This window comes from Streptomyces sp. NBC_01006 (assembly GCF_045162725.1).
Classification (GTDB): Bacteria; Actinomycetota; Actinomycetes; order Streptomycetales; family Streptomycetaceae; genus Streptomyces.
Genome location: NZ_CP108700.1, coordinates 8,201,725 through 8,222,738 on the forward strand (window position 1 = coordinate 8,201,725; position 21,014 = coordinate 8,222,738).

General features: G+C 70.5%; 17 protein-coding genes and 1 pseudogene. 12 read left to right on the plus strand and 6 right to left on the minus strand.

Annotated elements, in window-relative coordinates:
* Nucleotides 1-68 precede the first annotated feature (68 nt).
* Entirely contained in the window at nucleotides 69-959 is an 891-nt protein-coding gene (locus OG509_RS37315) for an SDR family NAD(P)-dependent oxidoreductase (RefSeq protein ID WP_406187005.1), read from the minus strand.
* A gap of 154 nt (nucleotides 960-1,113) precedes the next feature.
* Here OG509_RS37315 and OG509_RS37320 point away from each other — a divergent pair, with 154 nt between their 5' ends.
* Nucleotides 1,114-1,926, plus strand: coding sequence for a class I SAM-dependent methyltransferase (locus OG509_RS37320; protein ID WP_406187007.1), 813 nt, complete (start codon nucleotides 1,114-1,116; stop codon nucleotides 1,924-1,926).
* 57 nt (nucleotides 1,927-1,983) lie between these two features.
* On the opposite strand, the gene OG509_RS37325 is transcribed toward OG509_RS37320, so the two are convergent.
* Nucleotides 1,984-3,606 (minus strand): alpha/beta hydrolase, encoded by a 1,623-nt coding sequence (locus OG509_RS37325; protein ID WP_406187008.1) that lies wholly within the window; start codon nucleotides 3,604-3,606, stop codon nucleotides 1,984-1,986.
* 131 nt (nucleotides 3,607-3,737) lie between these two features.
* Here OG509_RS37325 and OG509_RS37330 point away from each other — a divergent pair, with 131 nt between their 5' ends.
* Nucleotides 3,738-4,502, plus strand: a complete 765-nt coding sequence (locus tag OG509_RS37330) for a methyltransferase domain-containing protein (protein ID WP_406187009.1) — start codon at nucleotides 3,738-3,740, stop codon at nucleotides 4,500-4,502.
* A 137-nt stretch (nucleotides 4,503-4,639) separates the two neighbouring features.
* Complete coding sequence (locus tag OG509_RS37335) at nucleotides 4,640-4,996, plus strand: hypothetical protein (RefSeq protein ID WP_406187010.1); 357 nt, start codon at nucleotides 4,640-4,642, stop codon at nucleotides 4,994-4,996.
* A gap of 48 nt (nucleotides 4,997-5,044) precedes the next feature.
* Here the strand turns inward: OG509_RS37335 and OG509_RS37340 are convergent, their stop codons facing one another.
* Nucleotides 5,045-6,688: a carboxylesterase/lipase family protein gene (locus tag OG509_RS37340; RefSeq protein WP_406187011.1), complete on the minus strand. Its 1,644-nt coding sequence runs from the start codon at nucleotides 6,686-6,688 to the stop codon at nucleotides 5,045-5,047.
* A 291-nt stretch (nucleotides 6,689-6,979) separates the two neighbouring features.
* Between OG509_RS37340 and OG509_RS37345 the strand changes: the two genes are divergently transcribed.
* The 5 genes and pseudogenes from OG509_RS37345 to OG509_RS37365 all read left to right on the plus strand — a co-directional run bounded on the left by OG509_RS37345 (nucleotide 6,980) and on the right by OG509_RS37365 (nucleotide 11,437).
* On the plus strand, nucleotides 6,980-8,116 hold the full coding sequence (locus OG509_RS37345; protein WP_406187012.1) for an ABC transporter substrate-binding protein: 1,137 nt from the start codon (nucleotides 6,980-6,982) through the stop codon (nucleotides 8,114-8,116).
* A gap of 1 nt (nucleotide 8,117) precedes the next feature.
* Complete coding sequence (locus OG509_RS37350; RefSeq protein ID WP_406187013.1) at nucleotides 8,118-8,996, plus strand: branched-chain amino acid ABC transporter permease; 879 nt, start codon at nucleotides 8,118-8,120, stop codon at nucleotides 8,994-8,996.
* Nucleotides 8,993-9,961, plus strand: a complete 969-nt coding sequence (locus OG509_RS37355) for a branched-chain amino acid ABC transporter permease (RefSeq protein ID WP_406187014.1) — start codon at nucleotides 8,993-8,995, stop codon at nucleotides 9,959-9,961. The genes OG509_RS37350 and OG509_RS37355 overlap by 4 nt, the downstream gene beginning before the upstream one ends.
* Nucleotides 9,958-10,734: an ABC transporter ATP-binding protein gene (locus OG509_RS37360; protein ID WP_406187015.1), complete on the plus strand. Its 777-nt coding sequence runs from the start codon at nucleotides 9,958-9,960 to the stop codon at nucleotides 10,732-10,734. The genes OG509_RS37355 and OG509_RS37360 overlap by 4 nt, the downstream gene beginning before the upstream one ends.
* A gap of 14 nt (nucleotides 10,735-10,748) precedes the next feature.
* Nucleotides 10,749-11,437 (plus strand): annotated as a pseudogene (locus OG509_RS37365) (ABC transporter ATP-binding protein).
* 74 nt (nucleotides 11,438-11,511) lie between these two features.
* Here the strand turns inward: OG509_RS37365 and OG509_RS37370 are convergent.
* A complete protein-coding gene (locus tag OG509_RS37370) occupies nucleotides 11,512-11,946 on the minus strand; it encodes a VOC family protein (protein WP_406187016.1) in 435 nt (144 codons plus the stop codon).
* 207 nt (nucleotides 11,947-12,153) lie between these two features.
* Between OG509_RS37370 and OG509_RS37375 the strand changes: the two genes are divergently transcribed.
* On the plus strand, nucleotides 12,154-13,857 hold the full coding sequence (locus tag OG509_RS37375) for an MFS transporter (protein ID WP_406187017.1): 1,704 nt from the start codon (nucleotides 12,154-12,156) through the stop codon (nucleotides 13,855-13,857).
* 145 nt (nucleotides 13,858-14,002) lie between these two features.
* Complete coding sequence (locus tag OG509_RS37380; RefSeq protein WP_406187018.1) at nucleotides 14,003-15,040, plus strand: BTAD domain-containing putative transcriptional regulator; 1,038 nt, start codon at nucleotides 14,003-14,005, stop codon at nucleotides 15,038-15,040.
* A gap of 16 nt (nucleotides 15,041-15,056) precedes the next feature.
* On the opposite strand, the gene OG509_RS37385 is transcribed toward OG509_RS37380, so the two are convergent.
* Entirely contained in the window at nucleotides 15,057-15,725 is a 669-nt protein-coding gene (locus OG509_RS37385; RefSeq protein ID WP_406187020.1) for a cutinase family protein, read from the minus strand.
* Nucleotides 15,726-15,938: 213 nt separating this feature from the next.
* Between OG509_RS37385 and OG509_RS37390 the strand changes: the two genes are divergently transcribed.
* Together OG509_RS37390 and OG509_RS37395 are read left to right on the plus strand one after the other, a co-directional pair.
* Nucleotides 15,939-18,413 carry a penicillin acylase family protein gene (locus OG509_RS37390; protein ID WP_406187021.1) on the plus strand — a complete coding sequence of 825 codons (2,475 nt, stop codon included), beginning with the start codon at nucleotides 15,939-15,941 and terminating at the stop codon, nucleotides 18,411-18,413.
* A 55-nt stretch (nucleotides 18,414-18,468) separates the two neighbouring features.
* Nucleotides 18,469-19,485, plus strand: coding sequence for an alpha/beta hydrolase (locus tag OG509_RS37395; RefSeq protein ID WP_406187022.1), 1,017 nt, complete (start codon nucleotides 18,469-18,471; stop codon nucleotides 19,483-19,485).
* Nucleotides 19,486-19,498: 13 nt separating this feature from the next.
* Here OG509_RS37395 and OG509_RS37400 read toward each other — a convergent pair whose 3' ends face one another.
* Nucleotides 19,499-20,983 (minus strand): protein kinase domain-containing protein, encoded by a 1,485-nt coding sequence (locus OG509_RS37400; RefSeq protein WP_406187024.1) that lies wholly within the window; start codon nucleotides 20,981-20,983, stop codon nucleotides 19,499-19,501.
* Between the last annotated feature and the right edge of the window lie 31 nt (nucleotides 20,984-21,014).

The following is a 21,014-nucleotide window of genomic DNA, read 5'->3' on the forward strand; positions in this document are numbered from 1 at the left end:
CTTGAGTCGATGCGTTCGTACGGATGCGGCGTGGCGGGGGCGGGGGCGGTCCGGCCCCGAACGCCGGGTCAGATGGCTGCGAGAGGTGCGTGTCGTTCGCTGAGTCGGCGTACGGCCCGGGCGACGCGGGGGTCGGTTGCCGGGCGGAAGGGGTCGACCGGGGTGGCCCGGGCGCCGATGACGACGCCGGTCCGGCCGGTGAGCGCGGTGTCGGTGGCGGCGACGATGGAGGGCCTGGCCGCGACGGAGGCGGGGCCGGAGGTCGAGCGCTCGAACTTGCGGCGTACCAGGGGCCACAGGAGGCGCAGGGCGGGGGTGACGATCTTCGGGTCGGTCAGGGTGCCGTCGGTCATGTCGGTGGCGGCGCCTCCGGGGTCGGCGGCGAAGACGGATACGCCGGTGCCGTCCAGCCGCGAGGCCAGGTCGAGGGTGTAGGCGAGATTGGCGAGTTTGGCGCGGCCGTACCAGTGGAAGCCGTAGTAGCCGCCGGGCGGCTCGACGTTGTCGAACACCCGCTTGGCGGTGCCGACCGCGGCCGAGGTGACGTTCACGACCCTGCTCGGCGCGGCGGCCGTCAGGGTGGGCAGCAGCAGTTCGGTGAGCAGGTAGGGGGAGAGGTGGTTGACGACGAACGATGCCTCCACGCCGCCCAGGTCCTGCCGGTCGGCGAACATCGCGCCGACGTTGTTGACCAGTACGGTCAGCGGTTCGCCCGAGACGGCGTGCTCGGAGGCGATCCGGTCGGCGAGCGCGCGTACTTCGCGGAGGGAGGCGAGGTCGGCGGCCAGGAACCGGGCCGGGTGCGCCGGGTTCGTCGCGTCGATGCGCTCGACCGCGCGGGCGCCCCGGTCGGGGTTGCGTCCGACCACGGTGACCGCGTACCCGGCGGCGGCCAGCCCCAGCGCCGTCTCCAGGCCGATGCCGGCGGTTCCGGCCGTGACCACAGCAGTTCTCTTCATGGCTCGTCCACTCCAGGGAGGCATTCCGGATAGGTCATCCGCTTAATGCGACCGTAGCACATGCGGATGATGTATCCGTTTGGAGTCGTGGCCATGATGGTCATCGGTGATCAACGGCGCCCAGGCGGCCCCGGGCCGACGTGAAGGGACTGCGATGCGATACGCCACGGACGATCACGCGCCCGGGAACAGCGGCTACGACGCCGAGCTGCGGCGCCACAACGAGGTGCTGCGCCGGGCGGCCGGCGTCCGCCTCCACGACCACGTCCTCGACATCGGTTGCGGCACCGGGCAGACCACCCGCCAGGCCGCGCGCAGGGCCCGGGCGGGCAGTGCGCTCGGGGTCGACATCTCGGCGCCCGCGATCGGGCGCGCCCGCGAGCTGGCTCGGGCCGAAGGACCGCGCAACGTCGCGTTCGAGCAGGCCGACGCCCAGGTCCACCGCTTTCAGCCGGAGCGATTCGACCTGGTGATCAGCAGGTTCGGGACCATGTTCTTCGACGATCCCGTCGCCGCGTTCTCCAACATCGGGCGGGCGCTGCTCCCGGCCGGGCGCCTGGTGATGATGGTCTGGCGGGCCCGCGAGCTCAACGCGTGGGACGTCGCCATCCGCCGGTCCCTCGGAGTGGCCGGGGGAGCGGCGGCCGGTGCTTCCGAGGGGCCGGATCCGTTCTCGCTCGGCGATCCGCAGGCCGTGCGGGAGATCCTGCGGGCCTCGGGGTTCGCCGACGTCGCCTTCACCGATGTCCACGAACGGGTCTACTACGGCCCGGACGTGGCCGCCGCCCTCGACTGGGTCCGCGGCTTCACGTGCACCGGCGCAATCCTGGACGGGCTGGATCCGGCCGCCGTGCCACGCGCCGTCGAGAACCTGGGCGCGGCGCTCGCCGCGCATCTGGGCGACGACGGCGTCCTGTTGGACTCCCGGGCCTGGATCGTCACCGCCCGGCGCGCCGGGACGGGTTGAGGGGTGGCGGGCCGAGGCGTGCTGGGCTGCGGCCCGGTCGGACGACGGTGCGGGTGGTCAGTGGAGGGTGGGGATCACATCGCGGGTCTCGTCCACCTCGATGCCCGTGGTGCGGCGGCCGAGCGGCTCCGGTGGCGTTTCGTCCGCGCAGACGGTGCCCCGTGCGGGGAGCGCCAGGGTGGCGAGGTAGTCCGTGGCCAGGGCGCTGACGCATGCGCTCCGGTTGTAGGCGGTGTGCCCTTCACCGGCGAAGGTCAGCAGCCGTCCGTTGTCCAGCGTCCCCGCGAGGGCCACTGCGTCCTGGTACGGGGTGTCCGGGTCCCCGGTCGTGCCGAGGACCAGGATCGGGGCCGATCCGGCCGCCCGGTAGGAGCCCTCGTAGCGGCTCGGGCGCTCGGCCGGCCACTGGGCGCAGGTGGGCGCGTGGTTGTGGTCGTACGTGGGCGGCCCGAGGCCGATGGGGGGTCCCAGCAGCGGAGCGGTGGCGACGTGGGCGCTGACCAGCGTACCCAGCAGCAGGCGGCTGGCCGGGTAGACGCGGTCGGTGCACTCGACGGCCATGTTGACGTTGAGGAAGTCGAACGACGCGGGCGAGGGGGGAGACAACAGGAACGAACTCTGGTGGGCCTGGGCCGCCCGCAGGGCCCGTCCCAGGTAGGGCCAGATCTCCTGGCCCGAGTTGATGTTGAACATCAGGCGGTAGGCGAGGGTGTAGCCGGTGGCAGGCCGTCCGCTCGCGGTGATGACGGGGTCGGCGTCCAGCGCACGCTTGAGCTCCTCGAACGCCTGTCGCGGCCGGCCCTCTCCGAATCCGCAGGTGGCGGGGTTCCGTGCGCACCAATCGAGGAACCGGCCGACCGCCGCGTCCAGGGCGACGAACTGCCCGGCGTCGTAGGTGTACGGCACCTCGGCGTAGCGACGCGGATCGTAGGCCCCGTCCAGGACCATGGCGCGGACGCGCCGAGGGAACTGCGCGGCGTAGACGGTGCCGACGTAGCTGCCGAAGGAACGGCCGTAGAAGGAGAGCTTCTCCTCGCCGAGGGCCTGGCGCAGCAGGTCGATGTCCTTGGCGTTCGACCCGGTGCCGATGAACGGCACGAGGTCCGCGGAGCGTTCCTTGCAGGCGTTGGCGAACTCGAAGCCCTGGCGGACGGCGGTGCGCAGGGCTCCCGGGCCGGGTACGCCGCGCGCGGCGTCGACCGCGGCCGAGTACTCCTTGTCGTTCCAGCACTCCACCTGTCCGCTGCGCCTCACGCCGCGCATGTCGTACCCGACGACGTCGAAGGCGTCGCGCAGGGAGGCGGGGAGTGCCTCGTAGCTGTCACGGGCGAAGTCCACGCCGGAGTTGCCGGGTCCGCCGGGGTGCAGCACCAGGACACCGGTGCGGTGTGCCGTGTCGGCCGCGAGCCGTCGGGTGACCGCGAGCGGGACCGTACGCCCGGTGGGCCTGCGGTAGTCCAGGGGCACCTGGGCGGTCGCGCACTCGAAGCCGTCGTCCGGGTCGTCGGCGTCCGCTCCGTCGCAGGGGCCCCAGGACAGGACGGGAACGGGCGGGGCGGTGAGGGGTGTCGCCATGGCGGCCCCGGGCGCGCCCCCGAGGAACGCGGTGACGGCGATCAGGACGAGGAATATCCCCCACACGGCTCGCTTGCGAGGGGCATCGGCCAAATGGGTCTGCATGGGCGGTCCTCCGTCATGGGCGGCGTCGCGGGGCGGCGACAACGTAGCGGCAGTCCGAGGTCCCTGTCGGTCCCTCGGGAGTTGACTTCCCCCTACCACCAGGAGGAAAGATCCTGTGCGGGACCTCCCGGGTGACGCCCGGTCCGGAACTCCTCCGCTACCTCGATGAGGCGCATCGAGGGCTGCTCGTACCCAAGAACGTGATGCGTGCGGGCCTGGCCGTGGGGCCGGGCCACGGCATCCTGGACCTGGGCTGTGGTGCCGGACATGAACTCGTCGAGTTGGAGAGCGCGGGCTGCCGCGCGTTCGGCGTGGACTCCAGCAGTGTGATGCTGGAGGCGAGCCGGCTGCGGCTCGAGGCCCACGGGCTCCCGGTCCGGCTCGTCCACGCGGACGTGCACGACCTGCCGTTCGCCGACGCGACTTTCGCGGGCTGCCGGATCGAGCGGGTCCTGCAGCACGTACGCGATCCCGCCACCGTCCTGGCCGGGGCGCACCGGGTGCTGCGACCGGGTGGGAGCCTCGCGGTACTGGAGCCGGACTGGGCGTCGGTCGCCCTGGCCTCGGCGGACACGGAGGCGGCGCGCGTCGTGGCGGACGCGGTCGGCAGCCACATCCCGCACCGCCAGATCGGCCGTGATCTGCGGCGGCTGCTGATCGAGGCGGGTTTCACGGACGTGCGCACAGAGACCGAGCTGGTCGTCTACTCCTCCCTCACGGAACTGTCCCACGTCATCTCGCTGGAACGGGCCGCACACGTCGCGTGGAGCGGCGGGCTGATCGCGCGCGAGCGGGCCGAGGCTCTGCTGCGGGAGCAGCTGGCCCTGTCGGAGGCCGGCGCCTTCCACGCCACGTTCCAACGCACCGTGATCGCCTGGGCGCGCCGCCCCGCGTGACACGGGTCCGGGCGACGCCGAGATTCCGCCGGACGGGTGGGGGAGAAACCTTCCGGCTCCACGGCGCCGCATGGACGCGGCGGCGGCGCGGTACGGGTGCGGATGACCTTGATCGTCCTCACGAAACGAGAATTCCCGTGCGTCTCCGGCACTCCGTCGCCGCTGCTTGCGGTGCCCTCGCCCTCACGGCCGTCCTGGCCACGCCCGCCCACGCCGCCACCGGCGAGTTCGGCTACAAGTTCGTCGGCTTCAGCGGCGAGGAGCAAAGGGCCGCGCTCCAAGCCCCGCAGAGCGGCGTCTGCATCACCATCCCCGAGGTCGCGGACCCGTCGGCCTCGGAGCCCGCCTACGCACCGCACAACGACACCGATGCCTGGGCGATGGTCTTCACCGAGCCCGACTGCACCGGCGACTCCTGGACGCTCAAGCCCGAGGGACGGCCGGCCTCGGACCGCCTGAAGCTGCGCTCGGTCATCTTCTTCGACCGGCCCTGACCCGCTCACGACCAGGGCCCCCGCCTGCCGGGGGCCCTTTTCCACCTCTTAGGAGCCCGTCGGCTGGCGCAGGCGGCGCCAGTAGCCGGCCAGGTCGTTCGTCGCGGTGGTCACCGAGTCCAGGCTCATCGTGGTGCGGGAGTCCCGTTCATAACGCTGCCAGTTCGGCATGGCCCGGTGGTTGGGATCGCCGGTGCGGATGAAGGAGATCCACGCCGCGTGCACGGTCGAGGCGAGCCCCTCACGGATCCGGGGGTCGAGCCCCGTCAGGAACGGCGCCTGCGACCACTTGTCGAAGTTGTCGAAGACGAACGGCAGCTCCAGGCAGTGCGGCGCCGCCAGCTTGCCGCCGTACGCGGGCGTCGGGAGGTCGAACTGGTAGGCCCAGACCGGCCGCTTGCGAGCCGCCGCCCGCCGTTCGGCGAGCGCCAGACCGGGCATCCGGAACAGGTCGTCGCTGATCAGATCCATGAGCACGTCCACCGGCCGGGCGCCCGGCCGGGCCTCCTCGTACGCGCTGTACGCCTCGGAAGCCCGGTTCCCGAAGGTGTCCCGTGCGCGTGCGAGCACCTGGTCCTTGGTCGCGGCGGCGTACGTCGGGTCGAGCGCGAAGGCGAAGTTGGCCTCCTCCCTCGTACAGCCGATCAGGATGTCGATGTCCGCCCCGGGACCGCTGAGCAGCAGTTCGGAGGGGTGGCGGTCCAGCGTCACCTCGTCGATCACCGGCAGGTACGGGGTCGACCAGTACCCCCACCGCCCGGTGCGCTTGAACATCTCGATGGTGGCGCCCATCAGCTGCTGCCACGGCAGGGTCCGCAGCTGCGCCACGTCCTTGGCCCCGAGGATGTCGAGGAAGGTGGCGCTGCGCTGCAATGACTCCGTACGCGTGGGGATCTGCAGCCCGAGCGGCGGGCTCTGCAGGATGGCGCGCCGGAACAGCGGGCGGCCCGCGGGCCGGGCGCCGGCCAGCGCGGCGACCGAGAACGCGCCGCCGGACTGACCGGCGAGGGTGATGTTGTCCGGGTCCCCGCCGAACGCGGCGGCGTTGTCCCGTACCCAGCGCAGTGCGGCGAGCTGGTCGGTGAGCCAGAAGTTCCCGCCGGCTCCCTCCTCGCCGAAGTAGAGGTATCCCAGAGGCCCGAGCCGGTAGTTGATGGTCACCACGACGAGGTCGCCGTCGCGCGCGAAGGTCTCGCCGGAGTAGATGGGCAGTGAGCCGGAGCCGGAGATGAACCCGCCGCCGTGGATCCAGACCATCACCGGCCGCTTGGCGTTGTCGGCGCGCGGCGTCCAGACGTTGAGGGTGAGGCAGTCCTCGTCGAACGGGGGCGAGCCGTGCGATCCGAGCACCGGGTCGCCGCCTCCCTCCCGGTAGAGCTGCGGGGCGCTGGGGCCGAAGACGGTGGCGTCGTGCGTTCCCGACCAGCCGGGATGGGGCTGGGCGGGCCGCCAGCGCAGGGCGCCGACCGGCGGCGCCGCGTAGGGAACACCCTTGAAGACGGCGAGGTCTCCTTCGACGGCTCCGCGCAGCCGGCCCGCGGGCAGGTCCACGACGGGCGAGGGGTCGTCCGCTTGCGGGGCGGCCGCGGCCTGCGCCGCGTACCCACCCGGGATCCCGGAGGAGAGCAGCGCGGCTCCGGCCATCACCGTGCTGTTCTTGAGGACTTTGCGTCGCGATGGATCGTCGGTCATGGTGCTTCACTCCCTGACTGATCGCGGGACCGCCGCCGAGTCGGCATGGCGGAGATTTGGCGACCGCAAGTGTTACGGCACATCTGCGAGTGGGGTCAAGGGGCGGGAGGGCCTCGCCGTTCGGTATCTCGCGAACTATTGACGGCCGTCTCGATTACGCGATAGACACGTGTCACCCTCCAGGCACCCCATCGGCAACACCCGGTCCACCAGGACCGGCTGACAACGTACGGAGTCTCCATGGCAGGTCGGTTTCGTCCCGTTGGACTGCTCGCCGTCGCAACGGGCCTCTTGCTGACCACCGCATGCGGTGGCGCCAGCCTCGGGACCGGCGACGGCGACAAGCAGGACGGGCCCGTGAAGATCGGGCTCCTCGTCCCGCAGTCCGGGACGTACAAGGCGCTCGGCGACGACATGAAGCAGGGCTTCGAGCTCTACGTCAAGCAGCACGGCGGCAAACTCGGCGGCCGGGAAGTGGAGATCGTGATCGCCGACGAAGGGGAGACGGCCGACTCCGGCAAGGCGGCGGCGGAGAAGCTCGTCAAGCAGGACCGGGTGCTGGCGGTGAGCGGGGTGGTCAGCTCGGCCACCATCAACGGGGTCAAGGACCTCTTCGAGACGAGCAAGGTCCCGCTCGTCGGCTCGAACGCCTCGCCGACGACACTGACCGGGACCAAGTACATCTGGCGCACGTCGTACGTCAACGACGAGCCGGGCAAGGCGCTGGGCAAGTACGTCGCCGAGAAGGCCGGCGGTCCCGTCTACCTGATCGCCGCGGGCTACCAGGCGGGTAAGGACGAGGTGGAGGGGTTCAAGTCCACCTTCCTCCCGGCCGGGGGCAAGCTCGCGGGGGAGGAGGTCTACACCCCGTTCCCGGGGACGAAGAACTTCCAGCCGTACCTCGCGCAGATCCAGAACTCGGGCGCGAAGGCGGTCTTCTGCTTCTACGCGGGCGGCGCGGCCGTCGACTTCGTCAAGCAGTACCGGGACTTCGGCTTGGCCGGCAAGATCCCGCTCTACGGGCCCGGCTTCCTCACCGAGGGCGGCGTACTGAAGGGACAGGGAGAGGCGGCCGACGGCATCCTCACCGCGCTCAACTACAGCGCGGACCTGGACAACGCGGCCAACAAGCAGTTCGCGCCGGCCTACCGGTCCGCCTACGGCGCCCCCGCCACCACCTATGCGATGGCGTCATGGGACGCGGCGCAGGTGCTCGACAAGGCGATCAAGGCGGCCGGCGGCACCGGCACCGGCGCCGTGACCTCGGAATCGGTCAACGCCGCCATCGCCGAGGTCGGGGACGTCGACAGCCCGCGCGGCAGCTGGAAGTTCAACAACGCGGGCACGCCCGTCCAGCCCTGGTACCTGCGCGAGGTCAAGCAGGGCGCCAACACCGTGACCGCCGAGCTCGGCCGGCTGGGCGGCTGACATGACCGGATGGTTGGACGGCAACCTCGTCAGCGTCGTCGACGGGGTTGCCTTCGGTCTGCTGCTCTTCACGATCGCGGTCGGACTCTCCCTGGTCTTCGGCATGATGGACGTGCTGAACCTGGCCCACGGCACGCTCTACCTGGCCGGGGCGTACGTGGCCTACGCCCTGTCCGACGGCAGCCTGTGGGGCCTGGTCCTCGCGCTGGCCGCCGGCGCCCTGGCGGGCGGTGCGGGCGGGGCCGCACTGACGTTCCTCACCCGGCCGCTGGCCCGGCGCGGGCACCTGGACCAGGCCCTGCTGACGCTCGGCATCACCTTCATCGTCGCGGACCTGCTGTCCGCGGCCTTCGGCGGTGACGTGCTGCCCACGGACCCGCCGACGGCCCTGCGCGGGACGGTAGACCTCCTCGGCCACGCGTATCCGGTCTACCGGCTCGTGTTCATCGGCGTCGCGGCAGGCCTCGCGCTCCTCGTGTACCTCGTCTTCGAGCGCAGCCCGCTCGGAGCACTGGTACGGGCCGCCGTCGCGGACCGGGACATGGTGCGCGCGCTGGGGGTCGACGTCCGCAAGGTGCTCTACGGGGTCTTCGCCTCCGGCGCGGCCCTGGCGGCGGTCGGCGGGGTCCTCGGGGCACCGATCCTGGGCCCGGGGCCCGGTGTCGACGAGACCGTGCTCGTCCTGTCGCTCGTCGTCGTGGTCGTGGGCGGCCTCGGATCGGTGCGCGGCGCGCTCGCCGGAGCGCTCCTCATCGGACAGGTGCAGACCCTGGGGGTGGCGCTGCTCCCCGAGTACGCTCCCTTCCTCCTCTTCGGGACCATGCTGATCGTGCTCGTCTTCCGGCCGCACGGCCTGGTCCCGTCGGCGGTGCGCGCATGAGCCCGACCGGAACCATCGTGGCAGCGCGCACCGCCGCGGTCCTCGCACTCGCCGTGGCCCCCTTCGTCCTCGGCCCGTACGCGATCGGCACCCTGTCGCGGATCCTGGTGTTCGGGCTGCTCGCCGTCAGCGTGAACCTGCTCACCGGGCTGACCGGACTGCCGACCCTCGGCCAGTCGGCCTACTTCGGAGTCGGTGCCTACACCGCCGCCATCGTGGCGACGCGCCTCACTGACATCGGAATACTCCAACTCCTCATCGCCGCAGGCGTCTCCGCGCTGGTGGCCGTACCGACGGGATGGCTGGCGGTCAGGGCCCGGGGGGTGGTCTTCCTGATGCTGACCCTGGCCGTCGGCGAGATCGCGTACAGCGCCGCCGTCAACTGGAAGTCGCTGACGAACGGCACCGACGGGGTATCGGGCATCCCGCCCGTCGTACCACTGCCCGGCATGTCCGCGCTGGCGCTGGACGGGCTGGTCTACTTCTACGTACTGGTCGTGTTCCTGCTGCTCTTCGCGGCCGTCTCCCGTCTGGGTTCGACCCCGTTCGCCCTCGCCCTGCGCGGAATCCGGGACAACGAGCCGCGGATGAGGGCGATCGGCTATCCGACGCAGCGCTACGCCCTGACCGTCTACTGCGGGGCCGGAGCGCTGGCGGGCGCCGCCGGAGCCCTGTGGATCTCGGTACAGCGCTTCGTCTCGCCCGGCGACGCCGGATTCGAGATCGCCGCCCTGGCGCTGCTGGCCGTCGTCATCGGCGGCTCCGGCTCCTTGTGGGGGGCCTGCGCGGGCGCCGCACTGGTCTGGCTCACCCGCGACTACCTCGGAAACCTCGAAGCCGTCGCCGGGCGCGGCCCGTTGTTGCTCGGGCTGCTCTTCGTCGTCGCCGTCTACGCGCTGCCCCGCGGGCTGGCAGGCGTACGGCTGCCGCTGCCGCTGGGGCCCATCCGAAAGAGAACGACGTGACAGACCGGACCCACGACCACTCCGCTCTCCTGCAACTACGCAACGTCTCGCGGCACTTCGGGTCCTTCCGGGCCCTGGACGAGGTCTCCCTCACGGTGCGGGCGGGGGCGCGGCACGCGATCATCGGCCCGAACGGTGCCGGCAAATCGACCCTGTTCGGCCTGATCTCCGGAACGCTGCCGGTCACCGCCGGATCGATCCTCCTCGACGGGCAGGACGTGACCCGGCTGCCCGTGGACCGCCGGGTCGGACTCGGCGTCGCGGCGACGTTCCAGCACTCCAGTCTCTTCCTGCGCGAGTCCGTGCTGGAGAACGTCCTGCTCGCCCTGTTGCGCAGGCCCGGGGGAGGGCTCGGGGGCCTGCGGAGGGTCGCTGCCCGGCCGCAGGCCATCGCGCAGGCGCACGCGCTGCTCGACCAGGTGGGCCTGCCCACGCGGCACGAGCTCGCGGCGGCCGAACTCTCGCACGGCGAACGGCGGCAGCTGGAGGTCGCCGTCGCGCTCGCCACCGACCCCCGGCTGCTGCTCCTGGACGAGCCGGCCGCCGGCATGTCTCCCGCGGAGACCGCACGGCTCACCGCGCTGCTCGCCGCCCTGCCCGGCGAGGTGACCGTACTCCTCGTCGAACACGACCTCGACATGGTCTTCGAACTCGCCGACACGGTGACCGTCATGCACCTCGGCAGACACCTGATGACCGGCGCCCCCGACGAGGTACGGGCCTCCGCCGCGGTCCAGAGCGCCTACCTCGGCACCACGGAGGTCCCCTCGTGAAACCGCTCTTCAGCGTGCGCGAGCTGCGCTCCGGCTACGCCGGGGGCGTCGTCCTGGGCGGTGTCGACCTGGATCTCGACGCGGGCGGGATCGTCGCCGTCCTCGGGCGCAACGGGGTCGGGAAGACCACCCTCATCTCGACCGTCATGGGGCTCGTACGGCGTACGGGGGCAGCGTCACCCTCGACGGCCGGGAGCTCGCCGGAGCCCGCGTCGACGTGATCGCCCGGGCCGGGGTCGCCGTCGTCCCCCAGGGGCGGCGGGTGTTCGCGCCGCTGACCGTGGCCGAGCACCTGACGATCGCCTCCCGGCGTCCGGCGACGGGCCCGTGGACGAGGGCCCGGGTCCTCGACCTGCTGCCGCGGCTGGGGGAGCGGCTCGGGCACCGCGGGGACCAGCTCTCGGGCGGGGAACAGCAGATGCTCGCGATCGCCAGGGCCCTGCTGGGCAATCCGCGCCTGCTGCTGCTCGACGAGCCGTCCGACGGCCTCGCGCCCGCGATCGTCGCCCAGGTCGGCGAGGTGATCCGGGAGGTGGGCGCGCAGGGGATGTCCGTCGTCCTCGTCGAGCAGAACCTGGGGCTCGCCCTCTCCGTGGCCCAGGACGTCGCCGTCATGCAGAAGGGCCGCATCGTCCACCGGTCGCCCTGCACGGAATTCGCCTCCCGCCCCGACGACAGGCGCCGCCTGCTCGGCGTGGACTGAGCGGGCCCGCCCGCCTTCGGGAGCCGTTCGGGGCCGGACCGAACGGCTCCTGGGGCTGCCGTCCCGGAGGATGCTCAGTCGAGACAGAACTCGTTGCCTTCGATGTCCTGCATCAGGAGGCACGACTCGTTGTACTCATCGGCACGCAGCAGTCGCACGCGTGTCGCGCCGAGCGCGACCAGTCGTTCGCATTCGGACTCAAGCGCGGCCACGCGCTCTTCACCCACGAGCCCGGTTCCGACCCGCACGTCGAGATGCACCCGGTTCTTGACGACCTTGCCCTCGGGAACGCGCTGGAAGTACATGCGCGGGCCCACACCTGTGGGATCCATGCAGACGAACCCCGCACCCTGACGCTCAGGCGGCAGCGAGCGGTCGTAGTCGTCCCAAGTGGCAAACCCCTCCGGCGGCGTCGGTACGACGTACCCCAACACCTCGCACCAAAAGCGAGCGACGCGCTCAGGCTCTGCGCAGTCGAAGGTGACTTGAATCTTCTTGATCGATGACATCGGCGCACCATAGCAGGTGGACTGCGCCGCTCATCCCCCAGTAGGCGTATGCGTGTTGATGGGCGAGGGATTCCCGGGATCCGCGCCGACAGCCCGCGAGAGCGAGGCCGCCTTTCGCCATTGACAGAGAAGTGACGAGATGCCCTTGGTGGCTCGTCAAAACCAATGGTCCATTCACGGGTGCTCAATTGACAAAGGTGCGGCGATATGGCCTCGAAGGCTCGTTTGAACCGGCCGCCTGTTCAGGGGCATTCGGAAATTGACAGGGGTGCGACGATGGTTTACGGTCCGGATCCGTCGTCAGATCTTCACCGATCGAACCCGAGGTTATTCATGACCGAGTCCCCTGCGCTGCCGAAATCCAGGCAACAGTTAATCCTTGCCGTTCTCATGTTGTGCTCACTGCTGATCTGGCTGGACAACACCGTCCTGAGCACCACCCTGGAGACCCTCGCGGACCCGGTCCGCGGCCTCGATGCCAGCCCCGCCGGGCTTCAATGGGCCACAGGGTCGTACACCCTGGCCTTCGCCACCTTGATGTTCACCGCAGGAGCACTCGGCGATCGATTCGGTCACCGGACCGTCCTCGTCACCGGATTGGTGATTTTCGCCGGGTCCTCGCTGTGGGCGGCGTACGCAAGCGACGCGGGCCAGCTGATTTCCGCCCGAGCCGCGATGGGAGTGGGCGGTGCGCTGATCACGCCCGCCACCATGGCCATCCTCATGTGGACTTTCACGGGCCCCGCCCGGGCGACCGCGATCGCCGCCTTCTCGACATCCGCGGGTGTCGGAATGGCAGTTGGCCCAGTGCTGGCGGGACTCCTTCTCGACCACTTCTGGTGGGGTTCGGTTTTCCTGATCAATGTCCCCGTCGTGGCACTGGCGTTGGTCGGGATCGCCGTACTGGTCCCGAATTTCCGCAGCCCCGTCCTGCGGCCGCTGGACCCGGCCGGGATGGTGCTGTCGGTCAGCGGGCTGGCGGCGCTGGCGTACGGGCTGATCCATGCGGGGCAGGTGGCGGCCTGGGGGCGTACGGACGTCTGGGCGCCGATCGCCGCCGGACTCGTCCTGCTGGCCGCTTTCGTATGCGTCGAACTGCGCATCAAAGCACCCGGCTTCGATCCCCGACTGCTCGTGCAACGCACGTTCGGTGGCGGTAACGCGGCGCTCGGACTGCTGCTCTTCGCCGTGGCCGCCGTCACCTTCTACAACGCGTTCTACCTACAGGGCGCACGCGGCTTCTCGCCGATGGAGGCGGGCTTGGCCAGTCTCCCGACCGCGCTCGGTGCAATCCTGGGGGCGCCTCTCGGAGCACGTCTGGTCCGCCGCTGGTCGCTTCGTCCCGTCGCCGCACCGGCGCTCACCGCGGCGGCGCTGACCATGGGCGCGTACGGGTTCCTCGGGCTGCGGACCCCACTCCTCTGGATCGAGATCCTGCTGTTGGTCCAGGGCCTCGCCATCGGCATGGTGATCGGCCCGGTGACGGCCGCACTGATCAACTCCCTGCCGTTGGAACGGGCCGGTGCGGGGTCGGCCGTCACCAACACCGTGCGACAGGCCGGCAGCGTGATCGGGATCGCCGTCGGCGGCACGATCCTGTCGATCGCCTACCGGAGCGCGATCGAACCCTCCCTGAGTGATGTACCCGGGCCGGCGCAGGACCAGGCGCGGGTCTCCGCCGAACAGGCCCGCCATGTCGCGACCGCGATCCACCGGCCCGCTCTCGCGCACGCTGCCGATGACGCGTTCCTTCACGCCATGCACGTGGGCGCGGCCTGGATCATGCTCGTCGCACTCTTCGGAGCAGCTGTTCTGGTGGCTGCCCTGCGTCCTGCCGGAAAGCCCGCGGGGCTGGTACAGGAACCGGCCCACGATCGGGACACCTCACGGACCGAGGCGGCACCGGGGTAGGAGAAGGGCCCCGTAGGCGGTGCGGGGCCCGGGGCCGGCAGGCCGGGTTCCATGTCACTCCGGAACGTTCCGGATGCCCTGGTCGGTGCTCCCGCCGCTACCTTGGCGACCGCCAACGCCGGCCCGACCAGCCCAGGGAGCAGTGATGCCGATGACTGCCACCACGCTCAGGCAGCAGGAGCGCAGGGTGCTCCATGCAGTCGGCTGCGGCCTGCGGGACGACGAGATCGCCGCCGACCTCGCCATCCCCGAGGACGCGGTGGCCGGACACCTCGCGCGCATCCTCGCGAAACTCGGGCTGCGCGACCGGGCTGCCGCCATCGTCCACGCCTTTGACTGCGGCCTCGTCGTCCCCGGCAGCGGCCCCCGCACACAGGAAGTGAGCCCGGTGCCGAAGGCAGGACCGAGCGTACGGATCTCCTTGCTCGGACCGCTGCAGGCATGGCAGGACGGGCGACCCCTGAACCTGGGGCACCTGCGCCAGCAATCCGTACTGGCCGCGCTCGCGCTGGGCGCGGGGCGGACGGTCAGCCGGCAGGAACTGCTCGACGGAGTATGGGGAACGGAGTCGCCCCTCACGAACGTGGTGCCGGTGTACATCTACCGACTGCGCAAGGCCCTGCGCACGGGGGAGGGCCCGGGCTCGCTGATCGAGCACGCCCGGTGTGGCTACCGCCTCGCCCCCGGCGCCGTCGAAGTGGACGTGGCGCGGATGGAGAGGCTGCTCACCGATGTCGGGAGGGCAGACCGGGCGGGCGAGGGGACCGAGGTGGTCCGCCTGTGCTCCCAGGCCCTGGACCTGTTCCGCGGGGAGCCCCTGGCCGGCCTGCCCGGGCCGCTCGCCGAGGTGGAGCGGCTGCGGCTCACCGAGCGCAGGGTCGCCGTCATGCAGCGGAAGGCGCAGTGGCAGCTCCGGCTGGGCCGGCACTTCGAAGCGATCGCCGAGCTGTTCGCCCTGGCCGCCGCGCACCCGCTGAACGAGCCGGTGGCCGCGACGCTGATGCGCGCGCTCCACCGCAGCGGACGGCAGACCGACGCCTTGACCGTGTTCGACCAGGCCCGCCGCCGTCTGGCCGCGGACCTGGGGGTTCCGCCGAGCCGGATGCTGCGGCAGACGTACGAGATGATCCTGCGCGGGGACCACCTGTCAACAGCCGACTGCTCGGCCGCTGACAGGTGGTGAGGAATCCGCTCCGTGGTTACCAGGGGTACCAGGCGCCGTTGTACCACTGCTCGCTGGCGCTGTCGTTGTGGTGGTCCATGTTGAAGTCTTCGGGATAGTTCTTGACGTGGTTGTTCGGGTAGGTCCAGATGCCGGCGGACTCGTCGCAGACGTAGTCCCAGTGGCAGATGGTCTTGACGGGCACGTTGCCGAAGAACCTGTCGGCACCGGCGAGCGGAGCGCCGATGAGGCCGCCGAACGGAACGGACCCGCCGTTGGCGCCGGGAGGGCCCTGGCGCTTGGGGTCCGCGATGAGAATGGCGTTGACGTTGTCGAACGTCTGCCAGTTCTCGGTGACCCAGACGTGCACGACGCCGGCGCCCAAGGAGTACCCGGCCATCTTGACGTGCTGGCCCGGACACGCGGCACGCTGGTCGCGGACCAGCCGGTTCAGCTCATTGACGCCCGCACGGGTGCTCGCGCCGTTGGGGATCTGGGTGGGGTACCCGACGTGCTGTTGGATGTTTCCGTAGAAGCCGTCGTTGTTCCACGAACTGCCGGTGCCCCCGACGACGATCGTGTACGTGCCCTCGCACGAAGCCGTCGCCTTTGCCGCGGCCCCCTGCGCGTTGGCCCCCTGTACCGCTGAAAGCCCGACCGTCAGCAGAAACCCGGCTGCCACGGCCGCGATCCTTCTGGCTCGCATTCGATCCTCCCCAAGTAGTCGGCCCACGCGTCCGCATTCCGATGCGGAACGCAGTCGGCCGAGGTCACCGGACGACAGTGGCAGCGGTCGATGACATCTCGATGAAACCCGCGGCGGCGCGTCGGCTCCATCGGGATTTCATCGCTCATCCCTAGCGTGGCCGCGTTCGGACGAAGGCGACGAAGGCCTGGACCACAGGGGAAGGACGGCTCGATGGCGCGCAGGAGATTCATGGCGAGACTGCCGATGGCGGTCATGGCCGCGGTGGCGGCGATGAGCACGATGGCGGCCGCCGGATCGCCGGCCGCCGGGTCATCGGCCCTCGCATCGGCGACCGCCGGACAGGGGCCGGACAAGCCGACGATCCGTTACACCGAATACGGGATCCCGCACATCACCGCCTCGAACTGGGAGGGGCTGGGGACCGGCTACGGGTACGCCGCGGCCAAGGACAACGTCTGCACGCTGGCCGACACCTATCTGATGGTCAACGCCCAGAGGTCCCGCTACCTGGGCCCCGACGGCAAGGCGAGCCCCGGCGAGAATCAGAACACCACCACCAATCTCAACAGCGACCTGTACTTCCAGCGGATCAACGACAACCGGGTGGTGGAACGGCTGATCGACCAGCCCGCCCCCAACGGGCCGGAGCCGGAGGTCAAAGAGGCCATACGCGGCTACGTCCAGGGGTACAACAGGTACCTGGCCGAGACGGGAGTGAACAACATCTCCGACCCGGCCTGCCGCGGTGCGGCCTGGGTGCGGCCGATCACGGAGCTGGACGTCTACCGGCACGCGCACGCCGAGATCATCATGGGCAGCGCCGATCCGCTGCTGGACGGCCAGGTGACCGCCGCACCTCCGGGGGCCTCGGCCGCCGCGCCGCCGGCCGCCTCGCCCCAGGAGACCGCCGCGAAGATCCGGGACGCGCTGGCCGTCAGCCGGCAACAGAGCATGGGCAGCAACGCCTTGGCGGTGGGTTCACAGGGCGTGTCCGGGGGCACCGGCATGCTGCTGGCCAACCCGCACTTCCCGTGGCAGGGCAAGAACCGGATGTGGCAGAGCCAGCTGACGATCCCGGGGAAGGTCAACGTCTCCGGGGCCAGCCTGCTCGGATTCCCCGCGGTGAACATCGGGCACAACGAGGACGTCGCCTGGAGCCACACGGTCGCCACGGTGGCCCCGTTCGGGCTGTTCGACGTACAGGTGGACCCGCTGAACCCGACCAACTACCTGGTCGACGGCGCCTGGCAGCAGATGAACTCGCAGCAGGTCGGTGTCGACGTACTGAACGCCGACGGCTCCATCGGCAAGGTCACCAGGACGCTGTGGTCCACCCGGTACGGCCCGATCGTCACCTCCGTGCTCGGCATCCCGCTGCCGTGGGTGGTCAGCGCCCACGCGGTGCGCGACGTGAACATGGACAACCTGCGGGCGCTCAACACCTGGTTCCACCTCGACCAGGCCAAGGACGTCGACGAGGTGGTCAACACCCTGGAAACCACTCAGGGAGTCCCCTTCTTCAACACCGTCGCCTCCGACCGCAAGGGCAACGCGCTGTACGCGGACATCCAGGCCACCCCGAACATCACCGACGAGCACGCGGAGTCCTGCCTCACCCTGACCGGGCGGCTGCTGTTCAACCAGGAGCTACGGCTGCCGAACGTGCCGCCGGTCTCCATCTTCGACGGCAAACGCAGCGCGTGCGACTGGCCCGACGACCCGAACGCCGTCGCGCCGGGACTGCTGGACCCGCACAAGCAGCCACGCCTGATCCGCAAGGACTTCGCAGGCAACGCCAACGACAGCGCCTGGCTGGCCAACCCCGAGCAGCCGCTGTCCTTCCCCAGGGTGATGGGCGATACGGCCGCGCCCCGATCGCTGCGCACCCAGGAGCTGATCCTGACCGCGCAGAACCGGATCAACGGCACGGACGGCCTGCCCGGCAGGGGTTTCACACCGGAGAACATGCGGCAGTTGCTGTTCGCCGACAACAGCAGGGCGGCCGACCTGGCGCTCGACGCCACGGTGACGATGTGCCGGAGCGTTCCCTTCGGGCTCATCCTGGTGGACGGCAATCTGGTCAACGTGAGCGAGGCGTGTCCGGTCCTGGCCGCGTGGAGGGACCACAACTACTCCGCGGACAGCCGGGGGTCGTGGCTGTTCGAGAACTACTGGGCCTTCCTGCTCGGTGGGCAGGCGATCGAGAAACTGCCGTGGCGGGTGCCCTTCGACCCCAAGGACCCGGTGCACACGCCCAATTCGCTGGACCCCGGAAGCTCCGCCGTCCGCGACGCGTTCGGCCGGGCGGTGCTCGCGCTGCGCAAGGCGGGTATCGCGCTGAACGCGCCGCTGTCGGACGTCCAGAAGATCACCCGGGGCGGTGAGCAGATCCCGATCCACGGTTCGATCAGCGAGCTCGGCGTACTGAACGTGGTCACTCCCGGCATGGTCGACGGGAAGCTGGACATCGTCTTCGGGTCCAGTTTCCTCCAGCAGGTGAAGTTCACCGCCGACGGCCCGCCACAGGCCTCCTCGGTGCTGGCCTACTCCCAGTCGGCCAACCCGAACTCGCCGCACTACGCCGACCAGACCAAGCTGTTCTCGGCCGGCCAGTGGGTGACGGAACGGTTCACCGAGGACCAGATCGCGGCCTCGCCGGCACTGGAGATCAAGGTCCTTTCCTGAGGCCGCTCTTTCATCAGGATTCCGACGACAAGGCTCCCGAGGGGGGAACACCGTGATGAGGAAAACCAGTCGATGGCACATGGTGGTGGCATTGATGGCCGCCATGGTGGCGATGGCCGTTCCGGCAGGTTCGGCGCAGGCCGCCGAGCGCACCGCGCCGCCGCCGATGGCGGACGGGTTCGGCCTGACCCAGGTGGACACGGCGACAGGCGGTCCCACCAACTTCTACATCACCGTGACCACGCCGGAGGTCACGGGCAAGCACCACATCAAAATCATTCTGCCGAGCGGCTACTACGACGACCCGGCCAGGCGTTATCCGGTGCTGTACTTCCTGCACGGTTCTCCTGACGACCCGATCCAGCAGAACTATCCGGCGCTGACCACCTCGGACCAGATGATCACCGTCATTCCGGACGGCGGCGCTCGGGGCTGGTACGCCAACTGGCTCAACCAGAGGACCCAGGCCGGTGCCCAGAACTGGGAGAACTTCCACCTCAAGCAGGTGATTCCGTTCATCGACGCGAACTTGCGGACCATCGCCACCAAAAAGGCCAGGGCCGTCGCGGGTGTCTCCATGGGCGGGTTCGGAGCCCTCCACTACGCCCAGGTCCGTCCCGACCTGTTCAGCCAGACCGCGTCCCTGTCGGGGGACATCGACCTGTCGGTCCGGTCCATGGACCTGCGGATGGCCGTGGTCGCCTCCCTCGTCGCCTACGAGCCCAGCGTGGACAGCGACGCCGTGTTCGGATCGCCCTACCCGGTGTTCAACGCCGACTGGAGGTTCAACGAGGTCGACCCGGCGGCGCACATGGACAAGCTCAAGGGGGTCGGGGTCTCCATCTACGTGGGCAACGGACGCGGAGACGTCACCGACTTGGAGTTCTGGGTCGAGAGCGCGTCCAAGCACGTGAAGGACAGCATGGACGCCCTGGGCATGCCCTACTACTACGTCGACTACGGCGATGGTTCCGCCTGGGGTACCCAGTGCAACGGCGGCCACAACGCCGGCTGCTGGGAACAGGATCTCAGGGACCTGATCCCCAGGCTGGAACGGTCTTTCGCCTCCTGAATCCCTGCAGGGATCAGCCGGTGCAGGTGATGGAGAAGGGGACCGGGTTGGAGGTGGTGTGGGTGGGGCTCTGGAGTTCCACGGCCATCCCGGTGGTCAGGGTGCCGGCCTTCGCGTAGGTCGTCAGGCGCACCGTGTCGTGTCCCGTGGGGTTGGCCTTGTTCCCGATCGACATGGTGCGCCAGTGCGGGTCCACGACCGAGCCGTCGCCGGACACCCAGCGGAAGGAGATCAGGGTCGGCTCGGACGCGGTGAAGGTCGCGGTGAACGCCGGGGCCTGGCTCTCGGGGGTCGGGCAGCGGCCGGTATAGGTCGTGTTCGAGCCCGCCACCGACATGCGTACGCCCGAACCGGACGCGTTGGCCTCGTCGTTGTCGTTGGCGGTGAGGGCGTACGCCAGCCCGGCGGCGCCCAGTACGCAGACGGCCGCGCCGGCCGCGACGAACGCCGCCGTACGTCGCTTGCGGGGCGGGGCGGTGGGTTCGGGTGCGACGGGTACGGGCTCGGTGGCTTCTGCCGCGACGGGTCCGGGCGCGATGGATGCCGGCGCGGGGACCGGTGCCGCCGCCGTGGCCGGTTCCACGGGAGTCGGCAGGATGCGGCCGGCCGTCGTGGTGGCGTCCGGTTGGTGGGCGATCTCCCGCAGGGCCTCGGCGACCTGGGCGGCGGGGGTCCGCTCGGCGGGCTCCTTGCGGAGCAGCCCGGCGATGACCGGGGCGAGCGGGCCGGCCAGGGTCGCCGCCGGAGGCTCCTCGTCCACGACGGCCCGCAGCGTGCTCAGCGCGGTGTCCTGCCGGAACGGGGAGACCCCCTCCACGGCCGCGTACAGCATCACGCCGAGCGACCACAGGTCCGACTCGGGCCCCGAGGAGCGGCCCAGCGCCCGCTCCGGCGGCAAGTACTCGGGGGAGCCCACCACTTCGCCGGTCATGGTCAGGGCGGTGCTGCCCTCGACCATCGCAATGCCGAAGTCGCCGAGCACCACCCGCCCGTCCTCGGCGAGCAGCACGTTCGCCGGCTTCACGTCCCGGTGCTCCACCCCGACGGCATGTGCGGCGCGCAGCGCGCTCAGCACCTCCGCGCCGATGTGCGCGGTGTGCCGCGGGCTGAGCGGCCCTTCGGCCTGCAGCAGATCGGCCAACGACTGTCCGCGGATCAGTTCCATCACGATCCAGGGCCGGTCGTCGTCCATGACCACGTCGTGGACCGTCACCACGTTGCGGTCGGGTATCCGCGCCGCCGCCCACGCCTCCCGCTCCAACCGGCTGTACATCCGCGCGATGTCGCCGGCCCGCAGGCCGGCCGGGGCGCGTACCTCCTTGACGGCGACCTCGCGGTCCAGGGTCTCGTCGCGGGCCCGCCACACGGTGCCCATGCCGCCCTCGCCGAGCCGGGACAGCAGCCGGTAGCGGCCCGCGATCAGCCGTTCCCCGCCCGGTGCACCCGGCACGGCCGCGAGCGCGGCCTCCGTCACGGTCTCGGTTTCCTCGTTGTACATGGGGGCGGATCTTCCTCTCGGAGCCATTCGA

Bases quoted from the DNA above. Each gene is read 5' to 3' on its own strand.
- OG509_RS37320 (WP_406187007.1), top strand. From the start codon at position 1,114: ATGCGATACGCCACGGACGATCACGCGCCCGGGAACAGCGGCTACGAC.
- OG509_RS37400 (WP_406187024.1), bottom strand. From the start codon at position 20,983: ATGTACAACGAGGAAACCGAGACCGTGACGGAGGCCGCGCTCGCGGCC.
- OG509_RS37370 (WP_406187016.1), bottom strand. From the start codon at position 11,946: ATGTCATCGATCAAGAAGATTCAAGTCACCTTCGACTGCGCAGAGCCT.
- OG509_RS37350 (WP_406187013.1), top strand. From the start codon at position 8,118: ATGACCGGATGGTTGGACGGCAACCTCGTCAGCGTCGTCGACGGGGTT.
- OG509_RS37375 (WP_406187017.1), top strand. From the start codon at position 12,154: ATGGCCTCGAAGGCTCGTTTGAACCGGCCGCCTGTTCAGGGGCATTCG.
- OG509_RS37340 (WP_406187011.1), bottom strand. From the start codon at position 6,688: ATGACCGACGATCCATCGCGACGCAAAGTCCTCAAGAACAGCACGGTG.
- OG509_RS37390 (WP_406187021.1), top strand. From the start codon at position 15,939: ATGGCGCGCAGGAGATTCATGGCGAGACTGCCGATGGCGGTCATGGCC.
- OG509_RS37355 (WP_406187014.1), top strand. From the start codon at position 8,993: ATGAGCCCGACCGGAACCATCGTGGCAGCGCGCACCGCCGCGGTCCTC.
- OG509_RS37395 (WP_406187022.1), top strand. From the start codon at position 18,469: ATGAGGAAAACCAGTCGATGGCACATGGTGGTGGCATTGATGGCCGCC.
- OG509_RS37325 (WP_406187008.1), bottom strand. From the start codon at position 3,606: ATGCAGACCCATTTGGCCGATGCCCCTCGCAAGCGAGCCGTGTGGGGG.
- OG509_RS37380 (WP_406187018.1), top strand. From the start codon at position 14,003: ATGCCGATGACTGCCACCACGCTCAGGCAGCAGGAGCGCAGGGTGCTC.
- OG509_RS37385 (WP_406187020.1), bottom strand. From the start codon at position 15,725: ATGCGAGCCAGAAGGATCGCGGCCGTGGCAGCCGGGTTTCTGCTGACG.
- OG509_RS37315 (WP_406187005.1), bottom strand. From the start codon at position 959: ATGAAGAGAACTGCTGTGGTCACGGCCGGAACCGCCGGCATCGGCCTG.